Annotated in this window: 24 protein-coding genes; 11 read left to right on the top strand and 13 right to left on the bottom strand. The window is 70.5% G+C overall.

The window, feature by feature from the left end; translation table 11 throughout:
* Positions 1–5: 5 nt before the first annotated feature.
* Positions 6–821 (bottom strand): 2-keto-4-pentenoate hydratase, encoded by an 816-nt coding sequence (locus ABC319_RS10605; RefSeq protein WP_413070186.1) that lies wholly within the window; start codon positions 819–821, stop codon positions 6–8.
* A gap of 241 nt (positions 822–1,062) precedes the next feature.
* Between ABC319_RS10605 and ABC319_RS10600 the strand changes: the two genes are divergently transcribed.
* Positions 1,063–2,070 (top strand): sugar kinase, encoded by a 1,008-nt coding sequence (locus ABC319_RS10600; RefSeq protein ID WP_413070185.1) that lies wholly within the window; start codon positions 1,063–1,065, stop codon positions 2,068–2,070.
* A 182-nt stretch (positions 2,071–2,252) separates the two neighbouring features.
* Positions 2,253–2,768 (top strand): YciE/YciF ferroxidase family protein, encoded by a 516-nt coding sequence (locus ABC319_RS10595; protein WP_413070184.1) that lies wholly within the window; start codon positions 2,253–2,255, stop codon positions 2,766–2,768.
* Between the two features lie 37 nt (positions 2,769–2,805).
* Here ABC319_RS10595 and ABC319_RS10590 read toward each other — a convergent pair whose 3' ends face one another.
* Positions 2,806–3,216 carry a DUF1810 domain-containing protein gene (locus ABC319_RS10590; protein WP_413070183.1) on the bottom strand — a complete coding sequence of 137 codons (411 nt, stop codon included), beginning with the start codon at positions 3,214–3,216 and terminating at the stop codon, positions 2,806–2,808.
* Between the two features lie 70 nt (positions 3,217–3,286).
* On the opposite strand from ABC319_RS10590, the gene ABC319_RS10585 reads away from it, so the two are divergent.
* Together ABC319_RS10585 and ABC319_RS10580 are read left to right on the top strand one after the other, a co-directional pair.
* Entirely contained in the window at positions 3,287–3,805 is a 519-nt protein-coding gene (locus tag ABC319_RS10585; protein WP_413070182.1) for a hypothetical protein, read from the top strand.
* A 14-nt stretch (positions 3,806–3,819) separates the two neighbouring features.
* Positions 3,820–4,452, top strand: coding sequence for a YbhB/YbcL family Raf kinase inhibitor-like protein (locus ABC319_RS10580; RefSeq protein ID WP_413070181.1), 633 nt, complete (start codon positions 3,820–3,822; stop codon positions 4,450–4,452).
* Positions 4,453–4,891: 439 nt separating this feature from the next.
* Here ABC319_RS10580 and ABC319_RS10575 read toward each other — a convergent pair whose 3' ends face one another.
* From ABC319_RS10575 to ABC319_RS10540, 8 genes are all read right to left on the bottom strand, one after another.
* Entirely contained in the window at positions 4,892–5,911 is a 1,020-nt protein-coding gene (locus ABC319_RS10575) for a GGDEF domain-containing protein (RefSeq protein WP_413070180.1), read from the bottom strand.
* A 108-nt stretch (positions 5,912–6,019) separates the two neighbouring features.
* The gene (locus ABC319_RS10570) at positions 6,020–6,304 is read right to left on the bottom strand and encodes a hypothetical protein (RefSeq protein WP_413070179.1); all 285 of its coding nucleotides are present in this window, start codon (positions 6,302–6,304) and stop codon (positions 6,020–6,022) included.
* A 77-nt stretch (positions 6,305–6,381) separates the two neighbouring features.
* A complete protein-coding gene (locus ABC319_RS10565; RefSeq protein ID WP_413070178.1) occupies positions 6,382–7,725 on the bottom strand; it encodes a transporter in 1,344 nt (447 codons plus the stop codon).
* Complete coding sequence (locus tag ABC319_RS10560; RefSeq protein ID WP_413070177.1) at positions 7,725–8,459, bottom strand: hypothetical protein; 735 nt, start codon at positions 8,457–8,459, stop codon at positions 7,725–7,727. Before ABC319_RS10560 ends, ABC319_RS10565 begins: the two co-directional genes overlap by 1 nt.
* A 2-nt stretch (positions 8,460–8,461) precedes the next feature.
* On the bottom strand, positions 8,462–9,181 hold the full coding sequence (locus tag ABC319_RS10555; RefSeq protein ID WP_413070176.1) for a C39 family peptidase: 720 nt from the start codon (positions 9,179–9,181) through the stop codon (positions 8,462–8,464).
* A gap of 8 nt (positions 9,182–9,189) precedes the next feature.
* On the bottom strand, positions 9,190–9,552 hold the full coding sequence (locus tag ABC319_RS10550; RefSeq protein WP_413070175.1) for a hypothetical protein: 363 nt from the start codon (positions 9,550–9,552) through the stop codon (positions 9,190–9,192).
* 74 nt (positions 9,553–9,626) lie between these two features.
* Entirely contained in the window at positions 9,627–11,096 is a 1,470-nt protein-coding gene (locus ABC319_RS10545; RefSeq protein ID WP_413070174.1) for a hypothetical protein, read from the bottom strand.
* 411 nt (positions 11,097–11,507) lie between these two features.
* Positions 11,508–13,841, bottom strand: a complete 2,334-nt coding sequence (locus ABC319_RS10540) for a DNA translocase FtsK (protein WP_413070173.1) — start codon at positions 13,839–13,841, stop codon at positions 11,508–11,510.
* Between the two features lie 106 nt (positions 13,842–13,947).
* On the opposite strand from ABC319_RS10540, the gene ABC319_RS10535 reads away from it, so the two are divergent.
* Entirely contained in the window at positions 13,948–15,177 is a 1,230-nt protein-coding gene (locus ABC319_RS10535; protein WP_413070172.1) for a UbiH/UbiF/VisC/COQ6 family ubiquinone biosynthesis hydroxylase, read from the top strand.
* Positions 15,178–15,266: 89 nt separating this feature from the next.
* The gene (locus ABC319_RS10530) at positions 15,267–15,611 is read left to right on the top strand and encodes a PilZ domain-containing protein (protein ID WP_413070171.1); all 345 of its coding nucleotides are present in this window, start codon (positions 15,267–15,269) and stop codon (positions 15,609–15,611) included.
* Between the two features lie 80 nt (positions 15,612–15,691).
* Here ABC319_RS10530 and ABC319_RS10525 read toward each other — a convergent pair whose 3' ends face one another.
* The 3 genes from ABC319_RS10525 to ABC319_RS10515 are packed head-to-tail and all read right to left on the bottom strand — an operon-like array spanning position 15,692 to position 18,163.
* Positions 15,692–16,633 carry a Gfo/Idh/MocA family protein gene (locus ABC319_RS10525; protein WP_413070170.1) on the bottom strand — a complete coding sequence of 314 codons (942 nt, stop codon included), beginning with the start codon at positions 16,631–16,633 and terminating at the stop codon, positions 15,692–15,694.
* Positions 16,630–17,277 (bottom strand): 2-dehydro-3-deoxy-6-phosphogalactonate aldolase, encoded by a 648-nt coding sequence (locus ABC319_RS10520; RefSeq protein WP_413070169.1) that lies wholly within the window; start codon positions 17,275–17,277, stop codon positions 16,630–16,632. The genes ABC319_RS10525 and ABC319_RS10520 overlap by 4 nt, the downstream gene beginning before the upstream one ends.
* Complete coding sequence (locus ABC319_RS10515) at positions 17,270–18,163, bottom strand: 2-dehydro-3-deoxygalactonokinase (protein WP_413070168.1); 894 nt, start codon at positions 18,161–18,163, stop codon at positions 17,270–17,272. The genes ABC319_RS10520 and ABC319_RS10515 overlap by 8 nt, the downstream gene beginning before the upstream one ends.
* Before the next feature lie 776 nt (positions 18,164–18,939).
* On the opposite strand from ABC319_RS10515, the gene ABC319_RS10510 reads away from it, so the two are divergent.
* Genes ABC319_RS10510 through ABC319_RS10490 form a run of 5 tightly spaced genes read left to right on the top strand, consistent with a single transcriptional unit; the run spans position 18,940 to position 26,415 of the window.
* The gene (locus ABC319_RS10510; RefSeq protein WP_413070167.1) at positions 18,940–19,950 is read left to right on the top strand and encodes an SIS domain-containing protein; all 1,011 of its coding nucleotides are present in this window, start codon (positions 18,940–18,942) and stop codon (positions 19,948–19,950) included.
* Positions 19,947–21,080: an N-acetylglucosamine-6-phosphate deacetylase gene (nagA, locus tag ABC319_RS10505; protein WP_413070166.1), complete on the top strand. Its 1,134-nt coding sequence runs from the start codon at positions 19,947–19,949 to the stop codon at positions 21,078–21,080. Before ABC319_RS10510 ends, nagA begins: the two co-directional genes overlap by 4 nt.
* Entirely contained in the window at positions 21,077–23,554 is a 2,478-nt protein-coding gene (ptsP, locus tag ABC319_RS10500) for a phosphoenolpyruvate--protein phosphotransferase (protein ID WP_413070165.1), read from the top strand. Before nagA ends, ptsP begins: the two co-directional genes overlap by 4 nt.
* Positions 23,551–25,242: an N-acetylglucosamine-specific PTS transporter subunit IIBC gene (gene nagE, locus ABC319_RS10495; protein ID WP_413070164.1), complete on the top strand. Its 1,692-nt coding sequence runs from the start codon at positions 23,551–23,553 to the stop codon at positions 25,240–25,242. Before ptsP ends, nagE begins: the two co-directional genes overlap by 4 nt.
* Positions 25,243–25,245: 3 nt before the next feature.
* Positions 25,246–26,415: a winged helix-turn-helix domain-containing protein gene (locus tag ABC319_RS10490; RefSeq protein WP_413070163.1), complete on the top strand. Its 1,170-nt coding sequence runs from the start codon at positions 25,246–25,248 to the stop codon at positions 26,413–26,415.
* The last annotated feature ends 174 nt before the right edge of the window (positions 26,416–26,589 follow it).

The raw sequence follows: 26,589 nt of genomic DNA, 5'->3' as shown, positions 1-26,589 counted from the left end.
GCCGTTCAGGCGTCCGGCGCTCCGGTCTGCGCCGCGAACATGCAGCCGACGACATGACCGTCGCCGAAACGGGCGACCGCGCGGTCGCCGATCGCCACCGGGTGCACGCCGGTGACGGCGCCGGTCGATATCCACTGTCCCGCAACCAGCGGACGGCCGCGCGCGGCCAGATGGCCGGCCAGGAAGCGGACGGCGCCGAACGGCCCGTCGAGCATGTCGGCGGCTATGCCCGTCCCGACCGACCGGTCATTGATCAGCAGCTCGACCGGCCAGCGGTTCAGGTCGACGTCGCGCCAGTCGGCGATGGCCGGTCCGACGACCAGACCGCAATTGTTGCCGAAATCAGCGGCCGTCACGATCGGCCCGTCGGCGTTGATGCGCGGATAGGGGGAACCCGCGACCTCGATCCCGACATGTACCGCATCGATCAGCGCCCGCGCCTCGTCTGCCGTGTAGCGGGTCTTGCCGGAATCGGCATCGTGGCCGACGCGCAGCAGGAACTCCGCCTCCGCCGCGGCGAACCCGCCGCGGTATACGGGCATCGCGACGATGTCGGTGGCCGGCACGGCGGCGCTGCCCGTCACCCGATCGGCGAAGATCGGGCCGGCAAGGCGGTCGATGCCGTCACGCGGCGGATTGACGCGGCCGACCTTCCACCCGGCGATGGCGCCGCCTTGCAGTCGCAATGCCGCCTCCTGGATCGAATAGGCCTCGGCCAGCGTCGTCGGCCGTTCGCCCGGAAAGTCGACGATCGCCTCGCCGGCGCGACGCGCCGCGACGAAGCGCTCGGCGATGCGCAGGTGATCCGGTGTTGGCTGCACGCCTGTCCCTTTCGAACGTGTCTGGGGTCGCACCCGGAGCCTCTATGCGGATCCGCCGCGATGACAAGCCGCATGCCCACGGGCCGCCCGGTCCGGGCGTTACGGCGGTATTCCTGAAAGCCGGGCCGCCGGTTATGTGCTGGCGGTTGACGTGGGCCGGCTGGCGCGGTGACGAGCGATCGGTGAACCTCGGCGCGCGAGTCGTCGGGCGAACGACGTGTCGGTTTGGGAAGGAAAACAGATGGGCAAGTTCCTGGCGTTCGGCGAGGTCATGCTGCGATTGTCGCCGCCGGGGCGCGAGCTCCTCCTCCAGACGCCGCGGCTCGACGTGTGGGTGGCCGGTGCCGAGGCGAACGTCGTCACCCAGCTTGCCAGGCTGGACCACGACTCCGGTCTCGCCACCATGGTGCCCGACAACGACCTCGGCCGCGCCGCGATCACCACGTTGCGCGGGCACGGCGTCGATACGCGCACCATCGCGATCGGCGGCGAACGGATGGGGCTGTACTTCGTCACCTCGGGCGCCGGGATGCGCGCGACGGAGGTGATCTACGATCGGGCAGGATCGTCCTTCGCGCAGGCGCCGGCCGCCTCGTGGGACTGGGATGCGCTGCTGAACGGTGTCGACCGGTTGCATCTGTCCGGCATCACCCCGGCCCTCGGCCCGGTCTCCGCGGAGAGCGCCATCGCCGCTGCGGAGGCGGCGACGACGCGCGGCATCGCGGTGTCGTTCGACGGCAACTGGCGTGGCAAGCTGTGGGAGCGGTGGGACGCCGATCCGCGCGCCATCCTGACCCGGCTGGTCGAGCATGCCGACCTGATGTTCGGCAACCATCGCGACATCGCGCTGCTGCTGGGCCGCACCTTCTCCCACGATGCCGAGGAACGCCGGCGCGAGGCGGCGGAGGCGGCATTCGGCGCGTTCCCCCGGCTGCGGACGATCGCCTCCACCGCGCGCCATGTCGAGCATGTCGACCTGCATCGCCTGTCGGCGCGGGTCGATACGCGCGCCGGGCATGCACAGACCGAGGAGGTCGTGCTGTCCGGCATCGTCGACCGCATCGGCGGCGGCGATGCCTTCGCGGCCGGGGTCCTCCATGCGCTGCGTACCGGCGGTGATGCCGGCGCGGCCGCGGCCACGGGGCTGGCGCTTGCCGTCCTCAAGCATTCGCTGCCGGGCGATGCCGGCCTGTTCCGGCAGGCGGACATCGATGCGTATCTCGCCGGCGGGCTCGACGTCCGCCGCTGACCCTCCGGGACGGCGGCGGCGGTGCCGCATCCTGCCGCCCGTCGAACCCGGTTGATCGATATCGATCGCATTTCAGCCGGTTGTCATGAAACCAGCGACGGCAGAGGTCGTTCATCCTGCACACCACGCGACGGTCGAACGCGCGTGGTGACCATCTTCATCATCGGCACAAGGAAACCGTCATGGGCCTGTTTACCAAGGACATCGCGACGCTCCACGACCTGTACGTCCACCAGTTGCAGGATGTCTATTATGCCGAGCAGCAGATCACCAAGGCGCTGCCCAAGATGATCGAGAAGGCCACCGACCCCGAATTGCGTCAGGGCTTCGAAACCCATCTGCACGAGACTGAGGGCCAGATCCGCCGGCTGGAGCGCGTCTTCGAGATCGAGGGTCTGGCGCCCAAGGGCGTGACCTGTCCCGCGATCGACGGCATCATCAAGGAAGCCAACGAGGTCGCCGGCGATGTTGCCGACAAGGCCGTGCTCGATGCGGCGCTGACGGCCTCCGCCCAGGCGGTCGAGCATTACGAGATCGCCCGCTACGGAACGTTGATCGCATGGGCCGAACAGCTCGGCCGCGCCGAGAGCGCGAGCATTCTGCGCGAGACGCTTGCCGAGGAAAAGGCGACCGACGAGAAGTTGACGAAGCTCGCGACCTCCAAGGTCAACGGCAAGGCCGAACTGGCCGAGGCCTGAGCCATCCTGTCGCCCCGGTCGATGATCGGGGCGACGATTACAGCCGCGCCAGCGTCTCCCCGTCCCGCTCGCCGGCGAAGAGGCGGTCGAGCACGGCAGCGAACGACCGCTTGTCGACCGCCACCGCTTCGAACAGCGTCATCGACGACCGCAGCTTCATCGCGTCGATGGCACTCATGATGTCGACGGCGGTCCCCGGAGCGGCGGCGACCGCTTCCGTGACCTCGATCAGTCGCGGGCCGAGCACCGGATGCGCCAGATAGGCGCGCGCCTCGTCGCCCGATGCGATCGCGTAATGCCGTGCGGTGTCGCTCCGCCCCAATCCGGCGATCTGCGGGAATATCCACCACATCCAATGCTGCCGCTTCGCCCCTCGGCGCAGCTCGGCCAGCGCGCCGTCGTAGCTGCCCGCCTGTGCCCGCACGAACCGGCTAAGATCATCCGCCATTTCATCCTCCTGCCTTCCCCGCAACTTACGCGGTGGATCGGGCGTTCCCCGTCGATCGGAGGAAGATGGCATGATGCGAGCGGCGATCCTGTGCGTTACGGTGTTGAGCGTCGCGGCCTGCAATCGTTCGCCGGACCGCGCGGCGGAAACCAATGCCGTCGCGGCCAGCGGTTTCGTCCCGCCGGTCACCCAGGCACCCGAGCCGGTGGCGGGCCAGCGGAACGGAACGCCGCTCACCGCCTATGTCGGTCATTATCCCCGCGATGCGGTCGGCGGCGTGTCGTTCTTCGACCGGACCGAGGTCGCCAATGCGATGATCGATGCCCTTCCCGAACAGAAGCTGCGCAGCGAGATCGTCGGCCGCGACACCACGCAGGTGCCGATCTTTCGGCAGGGCCCGATGATCGCCTCGCACGGCTGCGCGCCGCATGATTGTGCCGCGCGGAACTGGACCGTGCTGATCGCGGAGAACGGCGATGTCGAGCGGGCGCAGGTCTGCGTCCACGATGCCGCGACGATGCAGGACCGGAGCCGCTGGTCGACCCGGCGGGAAACGGTCGACCGCCCCGGCGGCTGCCCACAGGCATAAAGGACACGATCGAGATGCTGGAACATGTACCCCATTGGCTGGGCCAGGCGCTGCGCAACGTGCGCGCCGGCACCGACAAGCTCGCGATTGCCGATCCCGATCTGGTCAGCCCCGCGGGTGGCGGGTTCGGGCAGCTGGACCTGACCAGCATCGCCTTTACCGATGGCGGGCGCCTGCCGCCGCGCTTCACGGCCGATGGCGCGGGCGTGTCGCCGCCCCTGTTGTGGCGCGATCCGCCGACCGGCACCGCACGGCTGGCGCTGCTGGTCGAGGATGCCGACTCGCCCACGCCGCAACCGCTGGTCCATGCCGTGGTATGGGGGCTGGCGGCATCGGCGGGGCAGCTGGACGAGGGTGCGATCCGCGCCGATGGCCATGGCGAGGACGGGCACGACGTCGGTCGCAATTCCTACCGCCGCGAAGGCTGGTTGCCGCCCGATCCGCCGACGGGCCATGGCGAGCACCGCTACGCGTTCCAGCTGTTCGCGCTGGACGCCGGCGCGGGCGATCCGGGCGCGGATCCGGGCCGCTCGGCGCTGATCGCGGCGATGGCGGGGCATGTTCTGGCGGCGGGGCTGCTGGTCGGCACCTACTCGCGCGAGGAGGCGGCACCGGTCGGACCGGTCGGCGCGGCGGTGGCGGGCTGAACGCCCGCCACGCACCCGGCCGCGGCATGGAGGCATTCAGATCGCGACGGTAGCCGCGCTGCCGGCGATCATCGTCGCCGTCGACACGAAGGCGATCAGTGCCAGGATCAGGCTCTGTTTCATGGCGTTTATCCGTATCGTGGTCGCGATCAAGCGATCGGCAGGACCGGCGTCGCGGTGCAGATCGCGATGGCGGCGAAGAACAGCGCGGCGGCCGAGCTGAGGACGATGCGCTGGGCGGTTTCGATGGTGTTGGTCATGGTCTGCTTCCCTTTGTCGGCGGGATCGAACCGTTCGATCCCGATGCCGACACCTTTGCAGTTGCCGTGCCAAACCTGTAAGTAGCTGATATTGCGTGGATTGAAGAAGGCGATGCGGTGCGAATGGCGTAAACCGCCATTCTCCGTGGCAGCTTACGCCAAACTGCGGCGTGCCATCGTCATGCCGCACACACCCGGTCGCGACCCTGCGCCTTGGCCGTGTAGAGAAGGCGGTCGGCGCGATCCATCGCCTCCTCCGCCTGCTCGTCGTCGCGAAGGGCGACGACGCCGGCGGAGAAGGTGATCTCGCCGATCGGCGCGTCGGTATCGCGGTTGCGCAGGCGGCGTGCGCTGGTCGTCTGCCGCGCACCGTCCAGCATCCGGGTCGCCTCGGCCAGCGTCACGCCGTTCAGCAGCACCGCGAACTCCTCGCCGCCGTACCGGCAGACCAGATGGCCCTCGAAAGCCTCGGACAGGGTCTTGCCAATCATGCCGAGCACCCGGTCGCCCACCCCGTGGCCATGCTGGTCGTTGATCCGCTTGAACCGGTCGATGTCGCACAGCGCCAGGCAATGCGGCCCGGGCCCCAGCCGCTCGCTGAAGCCCTCCGCCAGAGCCAGCCGGTTGGGCAGTCCGGTCAGCGGATCGCGCCGCGCCGCCTCCCGCGCCTCCACCAGCTTGACCCGCAGCGCGTCGGTCTCGTCGGTGGCCCGTGCCAGACGCTGTTCGGAATCATGGACGCGCGCCAGCATCGCGCCAGCCAGCCGCGACAGTTTGTCGATCGCCACCGGGCCGCTGTCGACGATCTGCGCCGCGCTGACCGCCAGGTCGCGACCGAAGCCGTGCGTGTCGTCCTTCATCTCGCGCACGATGTCGGCGAACCCGTCGACCTGTGCCTGCGTCTGCGCCACCAGTTCCTCGGCCTGCCGCTGGAACGCGGGCGTGGGCTCGATCGGGCGGGGAGGGGTGCTGGCACTGGCGACCTCGCAGCCCAATCGCTCCAGATCGTCGCGCCGCAGCCGAAATCCGCCGCTGGTGATGTCGGCCACCTCGCGCGCCAGCACGCCGTTCGGCTCGCTCAGCACGGTATAGGCAAAGGCATAATGCTGCGGCTCGGGGCTTAACCCCTGTTCCGCCAGGAACGCGCCGATCCGATGAAACAATCCATCCGAACTGCTCGCCCGTACGGCACTCGCCATAAACGTCCTCCACCCCATTCCCCGCTGCCCGTCCTAAGTAGAAAGGGTTAGCAAGCGGTTTTCAAGAGGTGGACAGTCGTGCCGCGACCATTTCGTGCCGATCGCAAGTCAGCGGTCGAGCGCGGCCAGCTGGTTGTTGACGATCAACACGGCGCCTTCGGTGGCGAACCAGTTGTCGAAGGTCATGCGGTTGACCTCTGCCTGAAGTTGCAGCGTGGACATCGCATTGGCGTCGGTCAGGACACGCCTGGCGGCCATGCCCGGCCCGATGAAGCCGCCGCGTTGCCTGGCGAGTTCATGGTCCGCCAGTGCCGGCCCTGCAAACGCAGCAGCGGGACGATCGGATGTCGCCGGGGCGACGGACAGGAATGCGGCGATCAGCAGCGTGGACATCGGCCTTCTCCGTCATGCCACCCGCTCGGTGGATAGGACGGACGAGGGCGGTGCTTGGTTCCCGCCGTCGGGATCGATCAGGGTGCGATCAGGATCAGCGGGACGCGCAGCACCGAACGGACGTCGGCGGCATCGTCGGTCGCCCCGACCTCTACCGACCAGTTGATGCTGGCCCGGTCGGTCGCGCGATAGGTGACGCCGAACAGGAACCGTCCCAGCTGCAGGTCGCGCGACGTATCCTCCAGGAACGGCGGATCCATCGGGCCCGGATCCAGTAGCTCGGTACGCGTGCGGGTGCCGAACGCCCAGGTCTGCGCATAGCCCAGGTTCATCGACGTCCGCTCGTTAAGGGAGATGCCGATGCCGGCGCTGAACGAGATCGCGTCGCCCGGCTTTACATAGGTGATCCGCACCGGGCTGATCACCGTGTCGACGCTACGACCGAAATTGTGGGTGTAGCCGATCGTGCCGAACAGCACCGCCGGGTCGCTGGGCAGGATCGCGGTGATGCTGGGCGACGCGCCCCAGAAACCGGCGCCGGTCGCGGCCTTGGTCGCCTCGCCGGTCGGCAGGCGGGGAACGTCGAACGGATTGCTGCCGGTCGGCGCCACGACCTGAAGATTGCCGACCAGATAGGGCAGGCCGGCACGCCCGGTCAGCAGCTGGTAGCGCGCCGACATTTCGATATCGCCCAGCCCGCGGCCTTGCGCCGAACTGTCGATCTCCCGCGCTGCGTCGTTGCTGGTGCTGCCCTGCACCGGGACCAGCACCGACGTGTCCCAGCGCTGCACGAAGGGCAGGCGGACGCCCAGTTCCAGCCGGTCGGTCAGGCCGTACCGCGCGGCGAGCGATGCGGTGACGATGTCCTGCCGGCTCTCGTTGATGTTGAACTCGCCGACCAGCACCGATTCGACGATCTCGATACCGCGGAACAATGCACGGTTGCGGTCGGCGCGCGCATAGTCGACCTGGAACTCGCCGGTCAGCTGGCCCTTGCGGGTCACCACGCTGCCCTCGCTGCCCAGCACCGCGACCTCCGGCGGCCGGTCGCTGTTCACCGGGCGGGCGCCGACGCTCTCAATCGGGCCGGATGGCGCGGCGGCGACGACGCTGGCGGGGTCGCCCGGCGTGCTCGCGGCACTCGCCTGCGCGACCGAGCGGGCGGGCTGGGTCGGGCCGGCTGCCGGGCCGACCGGGCTACCGGCGACCTGTGCCGATCCGCCGATCCGTGCCTCCAGCGCACGCAGGCGCGCCTCCTGCGCCTCCAGCTGGCGGCGCTGCGCCGCGATCTCCGCCCTGGCCTGTTCCAGTTCCGCTTGGATCGTGGCGGTCGGGCGGGTCTGCGCTGCCGCCGGTGCGCCAGCCAATGCCAGGCTAAGTCCGGCCAGCGCCGTCGTTCCGCCGCTCCTGCCCACCTTCATCAGCGGATCATCCCCCGTGCCACGTCGCTCACCAATGCATCGACCTTCATCGCTGCCGCCCCCATCGCCAGCGCCGACGAATCGTGCAGGTCGATGCCGATCGTCGTTACCGTATCGATCGTGCGATCGTTACCCGCATTGGTGATCGCCGTCGCCACCGACTGGCCGACCAGATGGGCGATCCCGATCTGGTCGCCGGCCAGCGTCACCTGCGACCCGTTGGGCAGTCTGGTCAGCGTCACCGTGCCGTCGGGCGTCGCCACGGCCGGACCGCCGGCGGTCAGCACGATCGGCGCGATGCCCAGCTCCGCGGGCGTCGCCTGCTCGCTGCCGGTCGTGCCGCGGATCGCGTTCACGGTGGGCATCACGATCTGCGTGCCGGTCCGCCGGTCGAACAGCACCGACACGCCGTTGTTCAGCGCAGGCGTGCCGGCCCCGGCCTGCATCCCCGCCTTCTGCGCGTCGGCGGAGGCGGCGTCCGCGGTCCTGCCGTAGACCGTCAGGTTGCTGCCCTGATCGACGGTCAGCACCGTCCGCAGCACCAGCGTGCCGTTCAGCAGCGTGTCGCTCGTCACCGACAGCGCCAGCGACCCGCCGTTCGGCATGATGAACTTGCCCGTCATCGTCGCCAGCTCGGGATCGCTCAGGACGGGGGCGGCCAGCGCCGGGGCCTCCTGCGCGGCAGTCGGCATCGCCCAGGCCAGCGCCGCGAACGAGAAGAGGCGAGCCAGCATGATCAGAAGTCCCGGTAGAAGGGCGCGCTGAGCGTCAGCGCCTGCTGGCTCAGCGGGTCGAGGAACGGGCTGCCGATCGGCGCCCGGGCCAGCGCCTGCCACTGGCGCGGCGCGTTGAAATTCTGCGATCCGACGTCGGTCGCGGAGTTCAGCACGAAATAGATGCCGTTCCACATCCCCTGGAACTTTGCCCGCGGCATCGTCTGCAGGCCCAGCGACGGATCGCCGAGCAGCACGGTGTCGCCGGCGATGCCCTTCACGACGACGAAGTGCCGATACCCCTTGGTCGTGATCAGCGCGATGCCCGGCAGCTTGCGCTTCTCGATCGCGTCCAGCGTCACCTTGTAACCGTCGGCGCGCAGCCGGTTTTCCTCGAGGTACCGCTTCATGTCGAGCAACGAGAAGCCGACCCGGCGGATCTGCGCCTTGTCCCCCTCGCGCCACATGCCGGTGAACACCTCGGTCTCCGACCGCGGCAGCCCGTAATGATAGTGGAGCAGCGTCGCCAGCGCGGCCGATCCGCAGCTGAAATCATATTGCTGGCGGACGACCGTGTTGAACTTGCGCGCCAGCATCGATGCGACGGGCACGCTGTATTCGCTGGTCCCGGCGCTCGCCGTCGCGATGCGCGGATCGCCGCCGTTGATCTTCGCCGCACAACCGCTGGCGAGGATCGCCAGCGGCAGCAGCAGGAACCGGGTCGGGCGTATCGCGCGTGCCACGTTCCGGCCTATTGCGGTGCCAGGTTGATGACGACGTTCATCGCCGAATTGATCGCGACGTTGTTGCCGCTGTTGGCGTTGATGACCGCCAGGCCGGACATGTTCTGGAAAGCCTGACCGTCGAGGGTGACCGATCCGGTCACCGAATTGCCGGTGACGCTGTTGTTCTGCACGGTGTTGCGCTGGTCGGCGGCGGCGATCTGCGTACCGCTGTCCTCCCGGCCCGCGATCGCGCGAAGGTCGGATTCGGCGAGAGCGGTGTCGGTGTCGAAGGCCGCGGACGGCGCCGGTGCCTCCTGGGCGGCGGCGGGCAGGGCGACGGCGGCAAGCGCCATCCCGATGCAGCCGAGCGTGACGGTGGACGCACGCATATCCTCTTCCCCTGTAACCTGATGAACGCGGAAAAAATGGGGCGGGCCGTGATGACGGCCCGCCCCCGTCAGGATCAGCGCGTGATGTCGCCGGTCCGCACCGACACGCTGACGTTCGCGTTCTGCGAAGCGCCTGCGCCGGTGTTGACGTTCAGCGCGTTCATGCCGGCGAAGTTGCCGAAGGCGCCGTCGCCCGTCGTCAGGCTGTTGTCGGTGGTGCTGGACTCGCCCGCGGTACCCGCGAACGTCACCTTCACACCCGACACATAGTTCGACAGCGCGGCCGTTGCGACCACGGCGTCGTCGCCGAAGCTGCTGGTCGGCGACACCGTCGACGCACCGCCGGTGGTCGTCTCGTTCGCGTTGTAGGTCAGCTGCGAGTTGTCGGTGTTATAGGCCTGGTTGTTGTTGTTGACGACCGAGTTGTCGCTGTTGTCCGAATTGTCGCTGTTGTCGGACTGGTTGTTGTAGTTGGTCGTCGAGGCGACGCTGGTCGACGTGTTGTTGCTGTTCGACGTGTTGCCGCCGTTATAGCTGCCGTCGGTCGAGTCGTCGCTGTTGCCGCTGTCTGCGACCGAGGTGTTGCCGCTATCGGCCACCGACGTGTTGCCGCTGTCGGCCACCGACGTGTTGGTCGAGTTGTTGCTGTTGTCGGTGTTGATCGTCTGCGTGTTGCCGCTGTCGGCGACCGAGGTGTTCGTCGTGTTGGACGTGTTGCTCGTCGTCGAGGCATCGGTGTTGGTGGTCGTGTTGCCGCTGTCGGCGATCGACGTGTTCGTCGACGTGTTCGTCGAGTTGTTGCTGTTGTCGGTCGTATTACCGCTGTCAGCAACCGACGTGTTCGTCGTGGTCGACGTGTTGGTCGAGTTGTTGCTGTTGTCGGTGTTCATCGTGTTGCCACTGTCGGCAACCGAGGTGTTGCCACCGTTGTTGCTGTCGTTCACCGACGCGTTGGTGTTCGTCGTCGTGGCGGTGTTGCCGCTGTCGGCGATCGACGTGTTGGTCGAGTTGTTGCTGTTGTCGGTGTTCATCGTGTTGCCGCTATCGGCTACCGAGGAATTGCCGCCGTTGTTGCTGTCGTTCACCGACGCGTTGGTGTTCGTCGACGTGGCGGTATTGCCGCTATCCGCGACCGAGGTGTTGGTCGTGTTGGCGGTGTTGCCGCTGTCGGCGACCGACGTGTTGGTCGAGTTGTTGCTATTGTCGGTATTCATCGTGTTGCCGCTGTCGGCGACCGACGAATTGGTCGAATTGTTGCTGTTGTCGGTGCTCGCGCTGTTGCCACCGTTGTAGCTGCCGTCGGTCGACGCGGTGTTCGACGTGTTGCCGCCATTGTAGCTGCCGTCGGTCGTGTTGGTCGTGTTCGTCGTCGGCGTGTTGGTGGTGTTGCCCGAGTCGCTGACCGTGATGTCGCCGGTGGCGAGGCTGCTGTCGGCGGCGGCGTTCTGGCCTGCGCCCTGCGATCCGTCCTGCGCGCTGGCCACACCGGCCGTGGCGGCGAGCAGGGCGGCAACCGACGTGCTGATGATGAGACTGGTTTTCATCCCCGTTGTCCTCTCGATACTGAACAAAGGACAATGTCTCCTCCCTGGGAGCACTGCCCGTTCCATTGGAACAACGGTTAACTAGCCGTTCATAAAGTTTTGCCGCCCCCTGCATCTGGGCGAAATGAGCGCACCGGAACGGGTGAAATCGCCCCCTCCATTCGGGGGGAACGCCTGCGTAACGAAAGGCGATGGTGCAGGCGGAGTGCCACGAAGGCCGATGCGGACCTAAATGGCCGCAAACGTTCGCACAAGTCGCCGTGGGCGGATGGGAGCCAAGAATTTCCGGTGCGAGCATTTCTGCAACACTGCCGCACGTCCGCCCTTACATCGGGCTACCTGGACACCGCACCTTGTCAGTGACTTACGAACGCCGACGTACGGCAGTCCGCGCCATGCCGCGGCGGTGCGTCAGATCGCGTGCCCCTCCGCATCGCGCAGCACCTCGCGGCGGCCGACATGGTCGGGCCGGCTGACGATGCCGTCCTTCTCCATCTGCTCGATCAGCCGGGCGGCCGAGTTGTAGCCGATGCGCAGCTGCCGCTGCAGCCAGCTGGTCGACGCCTTCTGGCTCTCGCACACCAGCTGGATCGCGGCACGATACTGCTGGTCCTCCGGACTGTCCTCGCCGGTCGGTGCGCCTTCCAGCGCGAAGCTCTCGGCCGGCTCCTCGGTGACGGAGCTGATGTAGTCGGGCTGGCCCTGCGCCCGCCAGTGATCGGCGACCGCGCGGACCTCGTCGTCGCTGGTGAAGGGGCCGTGGACGCGCACGATGCCCTTGCCGCCCGGCATGTACAGCATGTCGCCCCGGCCCAGCAGCTGCTCGGCGCCCTGCTCGCCCAGGATGGTGCGCGAATCGATCTTGCTGGTGACGTGGAAGCTGATGCGGGTCGGCAGGTTCGCCTTGATCACGCCGGTGATGACGTCGACCGAGGGGCGCTGCGTCGCCATGATCAGGTGGATGCCCGCCGCACGCGCCTTCTGCGCCAGCCGCTGGATCAGGAACTCGACCTCCTTGCCGGCGGTCATCATCAGGTCGGCCAGCTCGTCGACGATGACGACGATCTGGGGCAGGGGGTCGTATTCCAGCACCTCCTCCTCGTACACCGGCTGGCCGGTGTCGGGATGGTATCCGGTCTGCACCTTGCGGCCCAGCGGCTGGCCCTTCGCCTTGGCGGCGCGCACCTTGTCGTTGAACCCGGCGAGGCTTCGGACGCCGACCGAGGACATCTGCCGGTACCGGTCCTCCATCGTCTCGACCGCCCATTTCAGCGCGCGGACCGCCTTGGCCGGATCGGTGACGACCGGCGACAACAGGTGCGGGATGTCGTCGTACATGCTGAGTTCCAGCATCTTCGGATCGATCATGATCATCCGGCACTGGCTGGGCGTCAGCCGGTACAGCAGCGACAGGATCATGCAGTTCAGGCCGACCGACTTGCCCGATCCCGTGGTACCCGCGACCAGCAGGTGTGGCATGGGGGCCAGATCGGTGATCACGGGATCGCCGGCGATGTTCTTGCCCAGGATGATCGGCAGCTGCGCGGCCTGGTCCTCGAAGCTCTGGCTGGCGACCAGTTCGTGGAGCGACACCGATTCGCGCTTGGCATTGGGCAGTTCGATGCCGATCACGTTGCGCCCCGGGATCACCGCCACGCGCGCGGAGATCGCCGACATGTTGCGCGCGATGTCGTCGGCCAGCGCGATCACGCGACTCGCCTTGATGCCGGGCGCCGGCTCCAGCTCGTACATCGTTACGACCGGCCCCGGCCGCACCTCGGTGATCGCGCCGTGGACCTTGAAATCGTCGAGCACGGTCTCGAGCAGGCGGGCGTTGCGCTCCAGCGCCGCCTTGTCGATCGGCCCCGAGTTGGACGGTGGCGAGGGCACGAGCAGGTCGAGCCCGGGAAGCTGGTAATTGTCGCGCAGGTCCAGCTGCTGCTGGCGCTTGGGCGGCGCGACCGAGGGGGCGAGCTGGCGGTCGGCGATGACCGGCGCCGGTCGCGGATCGGGCTCAGCAATCGCGCGCGGCGGCACGGCGCGGCGGGCGAGCTGCAACGGCTCCTCCGGCCCGTCCTCGTCGTGGTCGCCGTCATCGGCGTAGCCATCGTCGTCGTCGAACGCCTCGGCGGTTCCGGTCGACCGCACCCGGCGCAGGCGCCAGCGGCGCTCGCCCAGGTCGATGTTCAGCGTCTTGCCCCACACGATCACGCCGGCGACCGCCGCGATCAGGCCGACCGCGCGCGCGCCCCACATCTCGACATCCGGATTACCGGCCAGCGCCAGCACGCCGCGCACGCCGCCGGCCACCGCCATGCCGACCAGCCCGCCCCATCCGGCGGGGAGGGCGAGGACCGCGGAGGTCGAGATGAACGCCAGCGCACTCGCCATCAGCGCGACGCCCAGAGCCGCGCCGGCCAGCATCCGTGCCCAGCGCCCCGGCGGCTGGTCCCGCCACAATCGCGCGCCGACGATCGGCCCCACCGGCAGCAGCAGCGCCACGGTCGGCCCGAACAGCGTCAGCAGCACGTCGGCCATCCACGCGCCGGGAAAGCCGAGCAGGTTGGCCGGTCCCTGTCCCGATGCGGTGTTGATCGCCGGATCGCTGGGATGATAGCTGGCCAGCGACAGCGCGATGGCCAGCGTCAGGGCGAAGATCGCCGTCGCCGCGATCACGGCGCCGCTACGTACCGCGCCCGCCTTCACCGTCTCGCGCCACAAGGCAGGCTGCGCCTGGCTCGCCATGATCTGTCCTCGAATATCCGCGGGGAAAAGCCGGGGCGGATTCATCGACGTTCTCGTTTAGTACGTCAAGCTTGGCCGCGACGGGCGGCGGCGGTAGGAGAGCGCCATGACTGCAGCAACCAAGACCGCCGACGTCGTCATCCTGGGTGGCGGGCTGGTCGGCACCACGCTGGCGCTGGCGCTCGACGCACATGGCCTGACCTCGGTGGTCGTCGACCCGGCCGATCCGGCGGTGACGCTGGCCCCCGGCTTCGACGGGCGCGCCTCCGCGATCGCCAGCGCCAGCGGGCGGATGCTCGATGCGATCGGCATCGGCGCCCGGCTGGCCGGGCAGGGATGCCCGATCGCACGCATCCGGGTCAGCGACGGGCTGAAACCCGGCGCGCTCGATTTCACGCCCGATGCCGAGGACGGCAGCCTGGGCACGATGTACGAAAACAAGCTGCTTCGCCGCACCCTGTTCGACGCCGCCGGTGCCGCGGCCGGTATCGATCTGCGGATGCGGACCCGTGCGGTTGCGGTGGACCGCGGTGCCGCCGGCGTCACCGCGATGCTCGACGACGGCGACACGGTCCGCGCGCCGCTGCTGATCGCGGCGGAGGGACGCAACTCACCCACGCGTGAGTCGGCGGGGATCAAGGTCGCACGCTGGTCCTACGATCATGCCGCGATCGTCGGCGCGTTCCATCATGCCCGCCCGCATGGCGACGTGGCGTACGAGATCTTCTACCCGGCCGGCCCGTTCGCGCTGCTGCCGCTGCCCGGCGACGAGATCGGCCACCGCTCGGCGATCGTCTGGTCGGTGAAGGCGGAACATGGCCCGGGGCTGGCCAAGCTGTCCGATCGCGGTTTCCTGGCGGAGGCGTCGAGCAGGATGGGCGGCTTCCTGGGCACGCTGTCCGCGCCCAGCCCGCGCGCCTCCTATCCGCTCGGCTTCCACCATGCCGCGCGGATCACCGCGCCGCGGCTGGCGCTGGTCGGCGACGCCGCGCACGGCATCCACCCGATCGCGGGGCAGGGGCTGAACCTGGGCTTCCGCGATGTCGCGACCCTGGCCGAGGTGCTGGTCGAGGGGGCCCGGCTGGGCCTCGACCTCGGCGACGCGCAGCTGCTGGCCCGCTACGAACGGTGGCGCGGTCTCGACACGATGATGGTCGCCGCCGCCACCGATACGCTGACCCGCCTGTTCGGCGTGCCGGGGCGCGCGGCCAGCGCGGTCCGCCGGCTGGGGATCTCCGCCGTCGACGCGCTCGGCCCGCTGAAGGACCGCTTCATGGCCGAGGCGCGGGGAGAGAGCGGCCAGCTGCCCCGGCTGCTGCAGGGCGCGACCATCTGATGGGGGCGGATATCATCCAAACGGCGAAGCCGGTCGCCGCGCCGGTCTGGGTTAACCCATCGCTTACGAATTTGGGCGACTAGAGTCGTATGTCCGACGTCACCAGCAATGACCGGCCGAAGCGCAGCGGTGTCATCATCCGTGCCGATGTCCTGGCGGCCGACCGGCGCGTGGAGCGTCGCGTTCGCAACCTGTCCGTCACCGGCGCCTGTCTCGACCATGGCGGCGAACTCGTCGTCGGCCAGCGGGTGCAGGTGTCAATGGGCCGGCTGCAGGACATGACGGCAGAGGTGATGTGGGCGACCGACAAGCTCGCCGGCATCCGCTTCGACGACCAGATCGATCTCGACGCGGCCCGTGCCCCGCGCGGGGCCGGCAGGGCGCAGGCGGGCTGGATGACCGATATCAACCACGCCTATCGCCGCGCCCGCTAGCGTCCGGTTCATCCCGGCTGACCACTAAGGCCGGGGTCCAGCTGCACGACGGGCGCCGCGCCCGCCGCCGCGCCCGCCCCTTACTCGACGAACGGCTCCACCGCTTCCCGCTGCCCGCGCATGAACGCATCGGCGACGTGGCGCAGCGGCGCCACATCGACATCGCTGCCCCCCTGCCGGATCACCTCGGCGAAGCGTGCGTACAGGCCCGGATACTCGCCGTGCAGCCCGTCCGCCTGGGTCGGCGTCTCGCCGCCGGGCAGGGTCAGCGTGGCGCCGCCATCGGCCAGATGCAGCGTGCCCTGCTCGGTCTCGACCAGGATGTCCCAGTGCTGCGGGCCTTCCTGCCGCCAGTCGAAATCGGCGGCGATCGGCACGCCGGCGCCGTCGCGGAAGTTCAGGCGCGCGGCGATCGGCGCCTGGCGGTTGGCCGGTACGTCCAGCACCGCGTCCTCCAGGAAGAACGGCCGCGGCAGGATGCGGGTCACGATCGACAGTGCGTTGATGCCCGGATCGAAGACGCCGAAGCCGCCCGCCTCCCAGATCCATTCCTGGCCGGGATGCCAGACGCGCACGTCCTCGCGCCACGTCACCGTCACGCTGTGGATCGTGCGGGTGGCGAGCCAGGCCCGCGCCGGCTCCACCCCGACGGCGTAGCGCGAGTGCCAGCTGGCGAACAGGCTGGCGCCGGTCGCGCGCGCCGCATCCTCCAGCGTCACGACTTCGGCCAGCGTCGCGCCGGGCGGCTTTTCCAGGAAGACGTGCCACCCTTGCGCCAGCGCGGTCGCGGCGATGGCGCGGCGCACCTGCGGCGGCGTGCACAATGCCACCGCATCGATCACCGGCCCGTCGGCAATCAGCGCGTCGATCGTGGGAAAGAAGGGCAGGTCGCCGACCGGTCCGCCATGGCGGCTGACCGTCGCGACCAGGTCGAAATCGGCATTGGCGGCGATCGCGGGCAGGTGCTGGTCCTTGGCGATCTTGCCCATGCCGATCACCGCCAGGCGGATCGGCGCGCTCACGAGCGCACCGCCGCGACGAAGGCGGCGGCGCCGCGGCCGACATCCGCCGCGGGCTTGCCGGGTTTGTAGAGGTTCGACCCCAGCCCGTACCCGTCCGCGCCGGCCGCGCGCCATGTCGGGATCGTCTCCGGCGACACGCCGCCGACCGCCAGCACCTTCACGTAGCGCGGCAATACGGCACGCTGCGCCTTCAGCATCGCCGGCGTGGTACCGTCCGCCGGGAACAGCTTCAGCGCGTGCGCTCCTGCCTTCAGCGCGGCGAACCCCTCGCTGGGCGTGAAATAGCCGGGCAGCGAGATCATCCCCGCCGCGACGCTGGCGGCGATCACCGTCGTGTCGGTGTTGGGTGACACGATCAGCGTGCCGCCCGCCGCCTTGACCCGGTCGATCTGGTCGGTGGTCAGCACGGTGCCCGCCCCGATCATCGCCCGGTCGCCGAACCGCGCGGCCATCCGCGCGATGCTGTCATAGGGGTCGGGCGAGTTCAGCGGCACCTCGATCAGGGTGAAGCCCGCCTCGACCAGCGCGGCGGCGACCGGCTCCGCCTCCGCCGGCGTGATCCCGCGCAGGATCGCGACCAGCGGGCACGCGTCGAAAGCGGCGGCGAACCGGGCCGTCAGGCCGCCGGATGGGGTATCAGTCAACGATCAGCTCCCGGATGTGATGGATGCCCGCCAGGAAGGCGGCATGGCTGTCGACGCGGACGGAACGGCCGCCCTGTGCGGTGATCGCCGCGGTGTAGAGGTCGGCCAGCCCGCCATCGGCCAGCAGATGGACGGTGCCGTCCGCTCCCGATCCGGCGGTCAGCTGCGCGCCGACATCGGCGCCGATCAGGATGCCGCTGGCAAACGCCGCCGCCTGCTCCGGCGCGCGGCGGCCGAGCAGGACGCCGGCGCGCACCTCGAACAGGGCGACGGTCAGATCGGTGGCACCGGCACCGCGGGCCAGTCCGTCGCGGAACGCCTCGCCGTCCGTCACCGGGCCGTCCAGCATCCCCGCCAGGATGCCGTGGCCGCGCAGCAGGGCGAACAGCTCGCCGGTCATCGCGGTGGCGAAGGTCGTGATCCGCCCGCCCTCGGTCCGGATCCACTTGTTGTGCGTGCCCGGCTGGCAGAACAGCGCATCGGCCGGCGCCAGCCCGGCGGCGACCGCGCCGAACACCTGTACCTCCTCGCCGCGCATCACGTCGGCGCGCGTGCCCGTGGTCAGCGACACGCCCGGGACGATGGTGCAGCGCTCGTCCGCGATGGTCAGCGCCGCGCCGGCCAGGGTCGCCGCATCGGCGGGCGCAGCGACATAGGGCGCCTCCCGCCAGCCGCGGGTCGAGCCCACCATGCCGGCCGCGATCACCGGCAGGTCGCCGTATCGCGCCCGCAGCGCCGCCAGTTCGGCCGGATAGCCGTCGCGCGCCACCGACAGGACGCCGCGATCGTCGCGCACGGTGTCGCGCATCGTGCCATCGGCCTGTATCAGATACGCCCGCCGGTTGGTCGTGCCCCAGTCGACACCGATATAATCGCCGCCGCTCACGCGCGTACTTGCCCCGCCGCCGACCCCTGCGGGCACGCTGTCACTCTCCCGATCATGCCGATTTTGTAGGACAACTTAGCCGCCGGTGCAAGCGACGCCGACCGCGCGGGTGCGGCGCTTTCGATGAAGTCCCCGCATCCGAAACGTCGCGTTCGCCGGGAAGACGCAGCGCGCTTCTGTGGATCGACGTCGGCGGGTTTCGGATGCTGATCGAACAGGGTGCCGATGAATCGATCCGGCGACACGCACGGGTATGATCCTGCGACGGCGGCCGGCCGACCGGACAGGATCGGGGAGATCGCCGACCATCGCTGACCCGCGCCTGCAGCGGTCGGTACAATCCCTCAACCATCGGCAACGGCGATCGTATTCACCTTCGTAGCAACGGCTTGCGGTTACGATTGGCGCCGACATGACCAATATAGACCAGAATAGAAGAAGCAAGATCGCACGATTATGATCTCAAACCGTGATCTTGAAGATTTTCGGACGTCCAATGCAAATTGGGCAGTACATTACTGCTAGAACCTCATGTGACTTCAGCCACCTGCCGACGATCACCGCGATCATGCCCGCATACCTCCCACGAGCATCGCGCCTGCGGGCAAACCGGCCGACCGGGCTGGACACGCCGGCGATCGTGCACCAGAAAGGGCTTATATTGGTATGTTGCGTGCGGCCCCGGGTGGCGTGCGCGATGCGGCACGTTCGAAAGGTGGCGGGGCGAGATGATGGCTGGCGAGATGCCGGGGGCCACGGTGCCTGGAAACGATGGCATGACGCTGATGCGTGCCGAGACGCTGGAGGCGCCGGCGCGCGTCGCGGCGATGCTGGCGCGCAACGCCGACGTGGTGGCGCGCGCGGGCGAGCGGCTGCGCGCCGCGCCGCCGCCGGTGGTGGTCACCTGTGCGCGCGGCTCGTCCGATCACGCCGCCACCTACGGCAAGTATCTGATCGAGACGCTGGTCGGCGTGCCGGTGGCGTCGGCGGCGCCGTCGGTCGCCTCGCTGTTCGCCGCACCGGTGGCGACCCGCCGGGCGCTCGCCATCGCCATCTCGCAATCGGGCCGCAGCCCCGACCTCCTCGCCACCGTCGCCGCCCATGCGGAGGCCGGGGCGGAGGTGATGGCGCTGGTCAATGACGAGGAATCGCCGCTCGCCGCTCGCGCCGACACGCTGCTGGCGCTCGCCGCGGGGCCGGAGCGCTCCGTGGCGGCGACGAAGTCGTGCATCGCCGCGATGGCCGGGCTGGCCGCGCTGGTCGCCGCCTGGTCGCGGGACGATGCGCTGATCCGCGCCGTGGCGGCGCTGCCCGACGCGCTGGAGCGGGCGGTGGCGGCGGACTGGGGGGCGGGGCTGGCGCCGCTCGCCGATGTGTCGCAGATGTTCGTCATCGGGCGCGGCTACGGCTTCGGCATCGCTCAGGAATGCGCGTTGAAGCTGAAGGAGACCTGCGCGATCCAGGCCGAACCGTTCAGTGCGGCGGAGGTGCGCCACGGGCCGATGGCGATCGTTCGCGACGGTTTTCCCGTCCTCGCGCTCGCGACCTCGGACGCAGCCGGGGCCGACGTCGTCGCGGTGGCGGATGCGTTCGCCGGGCGCGGCGCCGCCGTGCTGCTGGCGCATGCCGGCACGGCCGGGCCGCTGCCGGCGGAGGCGGCGCATCCCGCGATCGAGCCGATCCTGATGCTCGCCAGCTTCTATGGCCTGGTCGAGCGGCTGGCCCGCGCCCGCGGCCTCGATCCCGACGCGCCGCCCTTCCTCTCCAAGGTGACGAGCACGCGATGACGGTCCTGCGGTTCACCGGCGGCCATGTCGTCGCCGCCGATGCGGTGCTGGGCGGCGTCGCCATCACGCTGGCGGGTGACCGGATCGCCGCGCTGGAAGCCGCGGCCGGTGGTGCCGGCGCGATCGATCTGGCGGGCGGCTGGCTGATGCCGGGGTTCGTCGACACGCAGGTAAACGGCGGCGGCGGCGTGCTGTTCAACAACGCGATCACCGTCGATGCGATCGCCGCGATCGGCGCCGCGCATGCCGCCTATGGCACCACCGCCTTCCTGCCGACCCTGATCAGCGAGGGGCCGGACCGGATCGCCGCCGCGCTCGACGCCGTCGACGATGCCATCGCCGCGGGCGTGCCCGGCGTGGTCGGTGCGCATATCGAGGGGCCGGTGCTCAATCCCGCGCGCAAGGGCATCCACGATGCCGCGCGCTTCCAGTCGCTCGATCCGGAGCTGCTGGCGCTGCTGACCCGGCCGCGCCGCGGCAGGGTGATGGTGACGCTGGCGCCCGAGCGAACCGATCCCGCCGCCATCGCCGCGCTGGTCGCCGCCGGCGTCATCGTCAGCGCCGGGCACAGCGAGGCGAGCTACCCCGTGGCATTGGCGGCGTTCGATGCCGGCCTGTCGGGCATCACCCATCTGTTCAACGCGATGCCGCCGATGCGCCAGCGCGATCCCGGCCTCGTCGGCGCCGCGCTCGACGATCCACGGCCCTGGTGCGGGCTGATCGTCGACCGGGTGCACGTCGAACCGTCGGTGCTGCGCATCGCCCTGGCGTCGCGGGGGACGGAGCGGATGATGCTGGTCACCGACGCCATGTCGTCGGTCGGCGCCGTCGACAAGGATTTCGTGCTGCAGGGGCGGCCGATCGCCGTCGCCGACGGCATCTGCCGCTTCGCCGACGGGACGCTGGCCGGCTCGGACCTCGACATGGCGACGGCGGTGGCGAACACCGTCGCCGACCTGCGCGTCGCCCCCGCCGTCGCGGCGCGGATGGCGGCCGCCAACCCGGCCGCCTTCCTGGGGCTGGCGCACGAACGCGGTTCGCTCTCGCCCGGGCTGCGCGCCGACTGGGTCCAGCTCGACGCCGCCTTCCGCCCGGTCGCCACGTGGATCGGCGGGGAGCGGATCGCGTGAGCGGGGGCGGCGCGCTGGTCCTCGCCGCGCCGCTGGCGGGCTGGGCGATGCCGCTGGGCGCCGTGCCCGATCCGGTCTTTGCGGAAGGCATGATGGGCGGCGGGATCGCGATCGATCCCACCGGCGATACGCTTCATGCCCCGTGCGATGCCGTCGTCATTGGCCTCCACGCCGCCCGCCATGCCGTCACCCTGCGTCACGCCGGCGGGGCGGAGCTGCTGATGCATATCGGCATCGACAGCGTCGCCATGGCGGGCGAGGGGTTCACGCCGCTGGTCGCCGCGGGCGATACGGTCGTCGCCGGGCAGCCGCTGATCCGCTTCGATCTCGACCTGATCGTCCGCCGCGCCCGTGCCGCCGTCACCCCGATCCTGTCGGTCGCCGACGGTTTCGCGGTCGAGCCGCTGGTGGGGGCAGGGCCGATCGCGCTCGGGGCGCCGCTGCTCCGTCTCGTTCCCGCCGCCGGCACTGTCGCGCCCGCCGGCATCGGCACCGGTACGGTCGCGCGATCGCTCGTCGTCGCGTTGCCGCACGGCCTCCATGCCCGCCCGGCCGCGCGCATCGCCGCCGCGGTGCGCGGGCGCGATGCGGTGGTGACGCTCGGCTGTGGTCCGCACGATTGTTCGGCGCTCAGCATCACCGGCCTGCTCGGCCTGGGCGCGGTCCACGGCGCCACCGTCACGATCCACGCGCAGGGCAGCGAGGCGGAGGCCGCCGCCGCCGCCATCGCCGCGATCCTGACCGCGACCGTCGATCCAGACGGCGCACCGGCCCCGCCGCCACCGACGGTGGGCCGAGCCGCGGTGGCGCCGGGGCTGCTGGGCGGCATCGCGGCGGCGGCAGGGCTGGCGATCGGCACCGTCCGCTGGCTGCGCCCGACCGCACCCGTCGTGCCGGAGCTGACCCGGGGACCGGCAGTCGAGCAGGCGGCGCTCGACCACGGCCTGGCGACGCTGCGCCGCGATCTGGACCACGGCACCGGCGTGATGGCGGCGCACCGCGCGATGCTGGACGATCCGGCCCTGCTCGCCGCGCTCGTCGCAGCGGTGGCGACGGGACATCCGGCGGCGGCGGCGGCACTGGCCGTCACCGGCGCGCAGGCGGCGGCGCTCGCCCGGTCCACCGATCCGCGCATCGCCGAGCGCGGTGCCGACCTGATCGACATCGGCCAGCGACTGGCGCACGCGGTGATGGGCACCAGCGCCGACGCGATCGACCTCGCACCGGGCACGATCCTGCTCGCCGACGACCTGCTGCCCTCGCAGCTGGCGGCGATCGATCCGGCGGTGCTCGCCGGCATCGCGCTGGTCGGCGGCGGCCCTACCGCGCACGTCGCGATCATGGCGGCGGGTTCGGGCATCCCGATGGTCGTCGCGATCGGGGCCGCGCTGGCGGCGGTGCCCGAAGGCCGCACCGTCGTGCTCGACGGCGACGGCGCGCTGCTCGATCCGGCGCCCGATACCGCGCGGCTGGCCGCGGCGCAGCGGCGGCTGGAACAGGCGCGCACGGCCGAGGCGGCAGCCCGCGCCACCGCCGGCCGGCCCGCCGCCACGCGCGACGGCCACCCCATTGCCGTCCATGTCAATCTGGGGACCGTGGAAGAGGCCGTCGCCGCCGTCGCCGCCGGCGCGGAAGGGTGCGGGCTGCTGCGCACCGAGCTGCTGTTCCTCGACCGCGCCGATCCTCCCTCGCGCGCCGGACAGGCGGACGAGTACCGCGCCATTGCCGCGGCGCTGGCCGGGCGTCCGCTGACCGTCAGGCTGCTCGACATCGGCGGCGACAAGCCCGCGCCCTATCTGGCCATCCCGCCAGAGGAGAATCCGGCGCTCGGCCTGCGGGGCGTGCGCGTCCTGCTCGCCCGCCCGGCGCTGCTCGCCGACCAGCTCGCCGCGATCCTCGACGCGGCCGACGCCGGTCCGTGCCGCATCATGGTGCCGATGGTCGCCGGCGTCGACGAGATGGTGGCGGTCCGCACCCGGCTCGACGCGTTGCGCGGCGAACGCGCCATGGCGCTGGGCGCGATGGTGGAGACGCCCGCCGCCGCCATCGCCGCCGACCTGATCGCCGCGCACTGCGACTTCCTGTCGATCGGCAGCAACGACCTGACCCAGTATGCGCTGGCGATGGATCGCGGCAATCCGGCCGTCGCCGCGACCATCGACGGGCTGCACCCCGCCGTGTTGCGGCTGATCGCGGCGACGTGCCAGGGTGCCGTGCGCCACGGCGTGCCGGTGGGCGTATGCGGCGGGCTTGCCGCCGATCCGCTTGCGGTGCCGATCCTGGTCGGGTTGGGCGTCACCTCGCTGTCGGTGCCCGCGGGCCGGGTGGCGGCAACGCGCGCGCTGGTCGCCGGGCTGTCGCTGGCGGCGGCGCGCGACCATGCGCAGGCGGCGATGCAGCTGTGCTCGGCCGATCGCGTCCGTGACCACGCCCGTCGCTTCGCGGCGGAAACCGCATCGGGGGATGCCGCATGAAGTCGCCGATGGCGTTCCTCCAGCCGCTCGGCCGATCGCTGATGCTGCCGATCGCGGTGCTGCCGGTCGCCGGGCTGATGCTGCGGCTGGGCCAGCCCGACCTGCTCGACATCGCGTTCCTCAGCGCGGCGGGCGACGCGATCTTCGCGCATCTCGGGCTGCTGTTCGCGGTTGGCGTCGCCACCGGCTTCGCGCGCGACGGCAACGGCGCGGCGGCGATGGCCGGGCTCACCTGCTACCTCGTCGCCGACAACGGCGCGCAGGTGTTCCTGACGGTCCCGCCCGACATCGTCGCCGGCGTCCCCGCCACCGCCGCCGCCACCCTGTCGGCGGCGTGGAAGACGGCGGCGATCGCCCGGTTGCAGGTGCCGATCGGCATCGCCGCGGGGCTGGTCGGCGGCCTGTTCTACAACCGGTTCGCGACCTTCAGATTGCCGGACTATCTCGCCTTTTTCGGCGGGCGGCGCTTCGTGCCGATCATCGCCGGGTTCGCCGGGCTTGGCATCGCGCTCCTCCTCGGGCTGACCTATCCGACCGTCAACGGCGCGGTCGATGCGCTCGGCAACGCGGTCGTCGCGGCCGGTGGCTTCGGCTATTTCGCGTTCGGCGTGCTCAACCGGCTGCTGCTGGTCACCGGCCTCCACCACATCCTGAACAACGTCGCCTATTTCGTCGTCGGCGACTATGCCGGCAAGACCGGCGATCTCAGCCGCTTCTTCGCCGGCGATCCGACCGCCGGCGGCTTCATGTCGGGGTTCTTCCCGGTCATGATGTTCGGCCTGCCCGCCGCCTGCCTCGCCATGTACCACACCGCGCTGCCCGACCGGCGCAAGGCGATCGGCGGCATGTTGTTCAGCCTGGCGCTGACCTCGTTCCTGACCGGCGTGACCGAGCCGATCGAGTTCAGCTTCATGTTCCTCGCGCCCGCGCTCTACGCGATCCACGCGCTCCTGACCGGGCTGGCGGAGGCGATCATGCACGCGGCGGGCGTGCGGCTGGGCTACACCTTTTCGGCCGGGTTGTTCGATTACGTGCTGAACTTCGGCAAGGCGACCCGGCCGCTGCTGCTGCTCCCGATCGGCGCGGGCTACGCGCTCCTCTATTACACGCTGTTCCGCTGGGCGATCCTGCGCTTCGACCTGCCGACGCCGGGGCGCGAGCCGGCAGAGGCGGGGGCGGCCCCGTCGCCCCCCGTCGCGGTCGGGGACCGGGCGGCGGCCTATCTCGCGGCGCTGGGCGGTGCTTCGAACCTGACGACGATCGATGCCTGCACCACCCGCCTGCGGCTGGCGGTGGTCGACGGCACGCGCATCGACGAGGCGCGGCTGCGCGCGCTCGGCGCCCGCGGCGTGCTGCGCCCGTCGGCCACCGCAGTGCAGGTGGTGGTCGGCGGTATCGCCGATGGACTGGCGATGGAGATGCGCGCCGCTGCCGACGCGGCGCCACCTGCGCCATCGGTCGCGGCGTCGTCCGCCTCCTTCACCCTGCCGCCCGACTTCGTGCGGGCGCTGGGCGGCGCCGGCAACATCCGCACCGCCAGCCGTCATCACGGGCGACTGCGCGTCGTGCTGGGCGACGCGGCGGGCGTCGACGAACCCGCGCTGGCCGCGCTCGGCGTCCGTGCGGTGGCGCGCCCGGCGGCGGACACGGTGCACCTGCTGGTCGACGACACCGCACTGCCCGGCTGAGCGATGGCGATATCCGTCTCGGCCCGTCAGGCGCAGCGCATCGCCGTCGCCGCGCAGGGCTTCGGCACCGCCCCCGCCCCCGCCGATACGGTCGGCACCGGACAGCTGCTGCGGCTGGTCCGCCGGCTGGGGCTGCACCAGATCGACAGCGTCAACGTCGTCACGCGCGCCCACTACCTGCCCGCCTTCTCGCGCCTGGGCGGCTACGACACCGCGCTGCTCGATGCGATCGCCTGGGGCCCGCGCCGGCAGCGGCGGCTGTTCGAATATTGGGCGCACGAGGCATCGCTCCTCCCGCTCGACCTCCACCCGCTGTTCCGCTGGCGGATGGCGCGGGGCGACCGGGGAGAGGCGGGCTATGCGGGCCTGCGCGCCTTCGCCACCACCCGCCGGGCCGAGGCGGAGGCGGTGCTCGCGCGGATCGCGGCGGAGGGGCCGCTCGCCGCCTCCGACTTCCCCGACGGCAAGGGGCAGGCCGGCTGGTGGGAATGGGGCCCGACCAAGCGCGCGCTGGAGTGGCTGTTCTACGCCGGCCACATCACCACCGCCACCCGGCGCCGTACGTTCGAACGCGTCTACGACCTGACCGAACGGGTCATCCCCGCCGCCATCCTCGCGCTGCCGACCCCGTCGCCGGCGGAGGCGCAGCGCGCGCTGGTCGATCGCGCCGCGCGTGCCCTCGGCATCGCCACCACGGTCGAGCTGCGCGACTATTTCCGCCTGCGGCCGGCCGAGGCGACCGCCGCGATCGCCGATCTGGTCGACGACGGCACGCTGCTGCCCGCGGCCGTCGAGGGATGGCGCCATCCCGCCTGGCTCCACCGCGACGCGGTGCTGGCCCGGCGCGATTGGGGCGACGCGCTGCTCGCCCCGTTCGACCCCTTGGTCTGGGAACGCGACCGGACCGAGCGGCTGTTCGGCTTCCGCTACCGGATAGAGATCTACACGCCCGCCGCCCGGCGCACCTATGGCTATTACGTGCTGCCCTATCTGCTCGACGGGCAATTGGTCGGCCGGGTCGATGCCAAGGCCGATCGCGCCGGCGGCACCCTCCTCGCCCGGCTCCACCTCGAACCGACGGCGGGCACCGACGCGGCCGACCGCGCCACGGCGGCGATCGACCGGCTGGCGGCATGGCTGGGGCTGGAGCGCGTCGTCCTGCGACGCGGCTGAGCAAACGGCCCGGCAACGCGCCTTGCCATCGACGAATTACCGCCGATGCTCGTCGCTTCCCTCTTCCATCATCCAGGACTCGATCCGGGATCCCGCTATTCCCTTCGCCGTACCGGCTGCCGGAGAAGCGGAACCCTGCTCGGAACCGGGGCAACCTGCGGATGCCTCGTAATC

Origin of the sequence: Sphingomonas phoenicis (assembly GCF_047238005.1) — a bacterium.
Taxonomy (GTDB): domain Bacteria; phylum Pseudomonadota; class Alphaproteobacteria; order Sphingomonadales; family Sphingomonadaceae; genus Sphingomonas.
The sequence above is the reverse complement of the archived record's forward strand: the minus strand, read 5'-3'. Positions and strand labels throughout refer to the sequence as shown.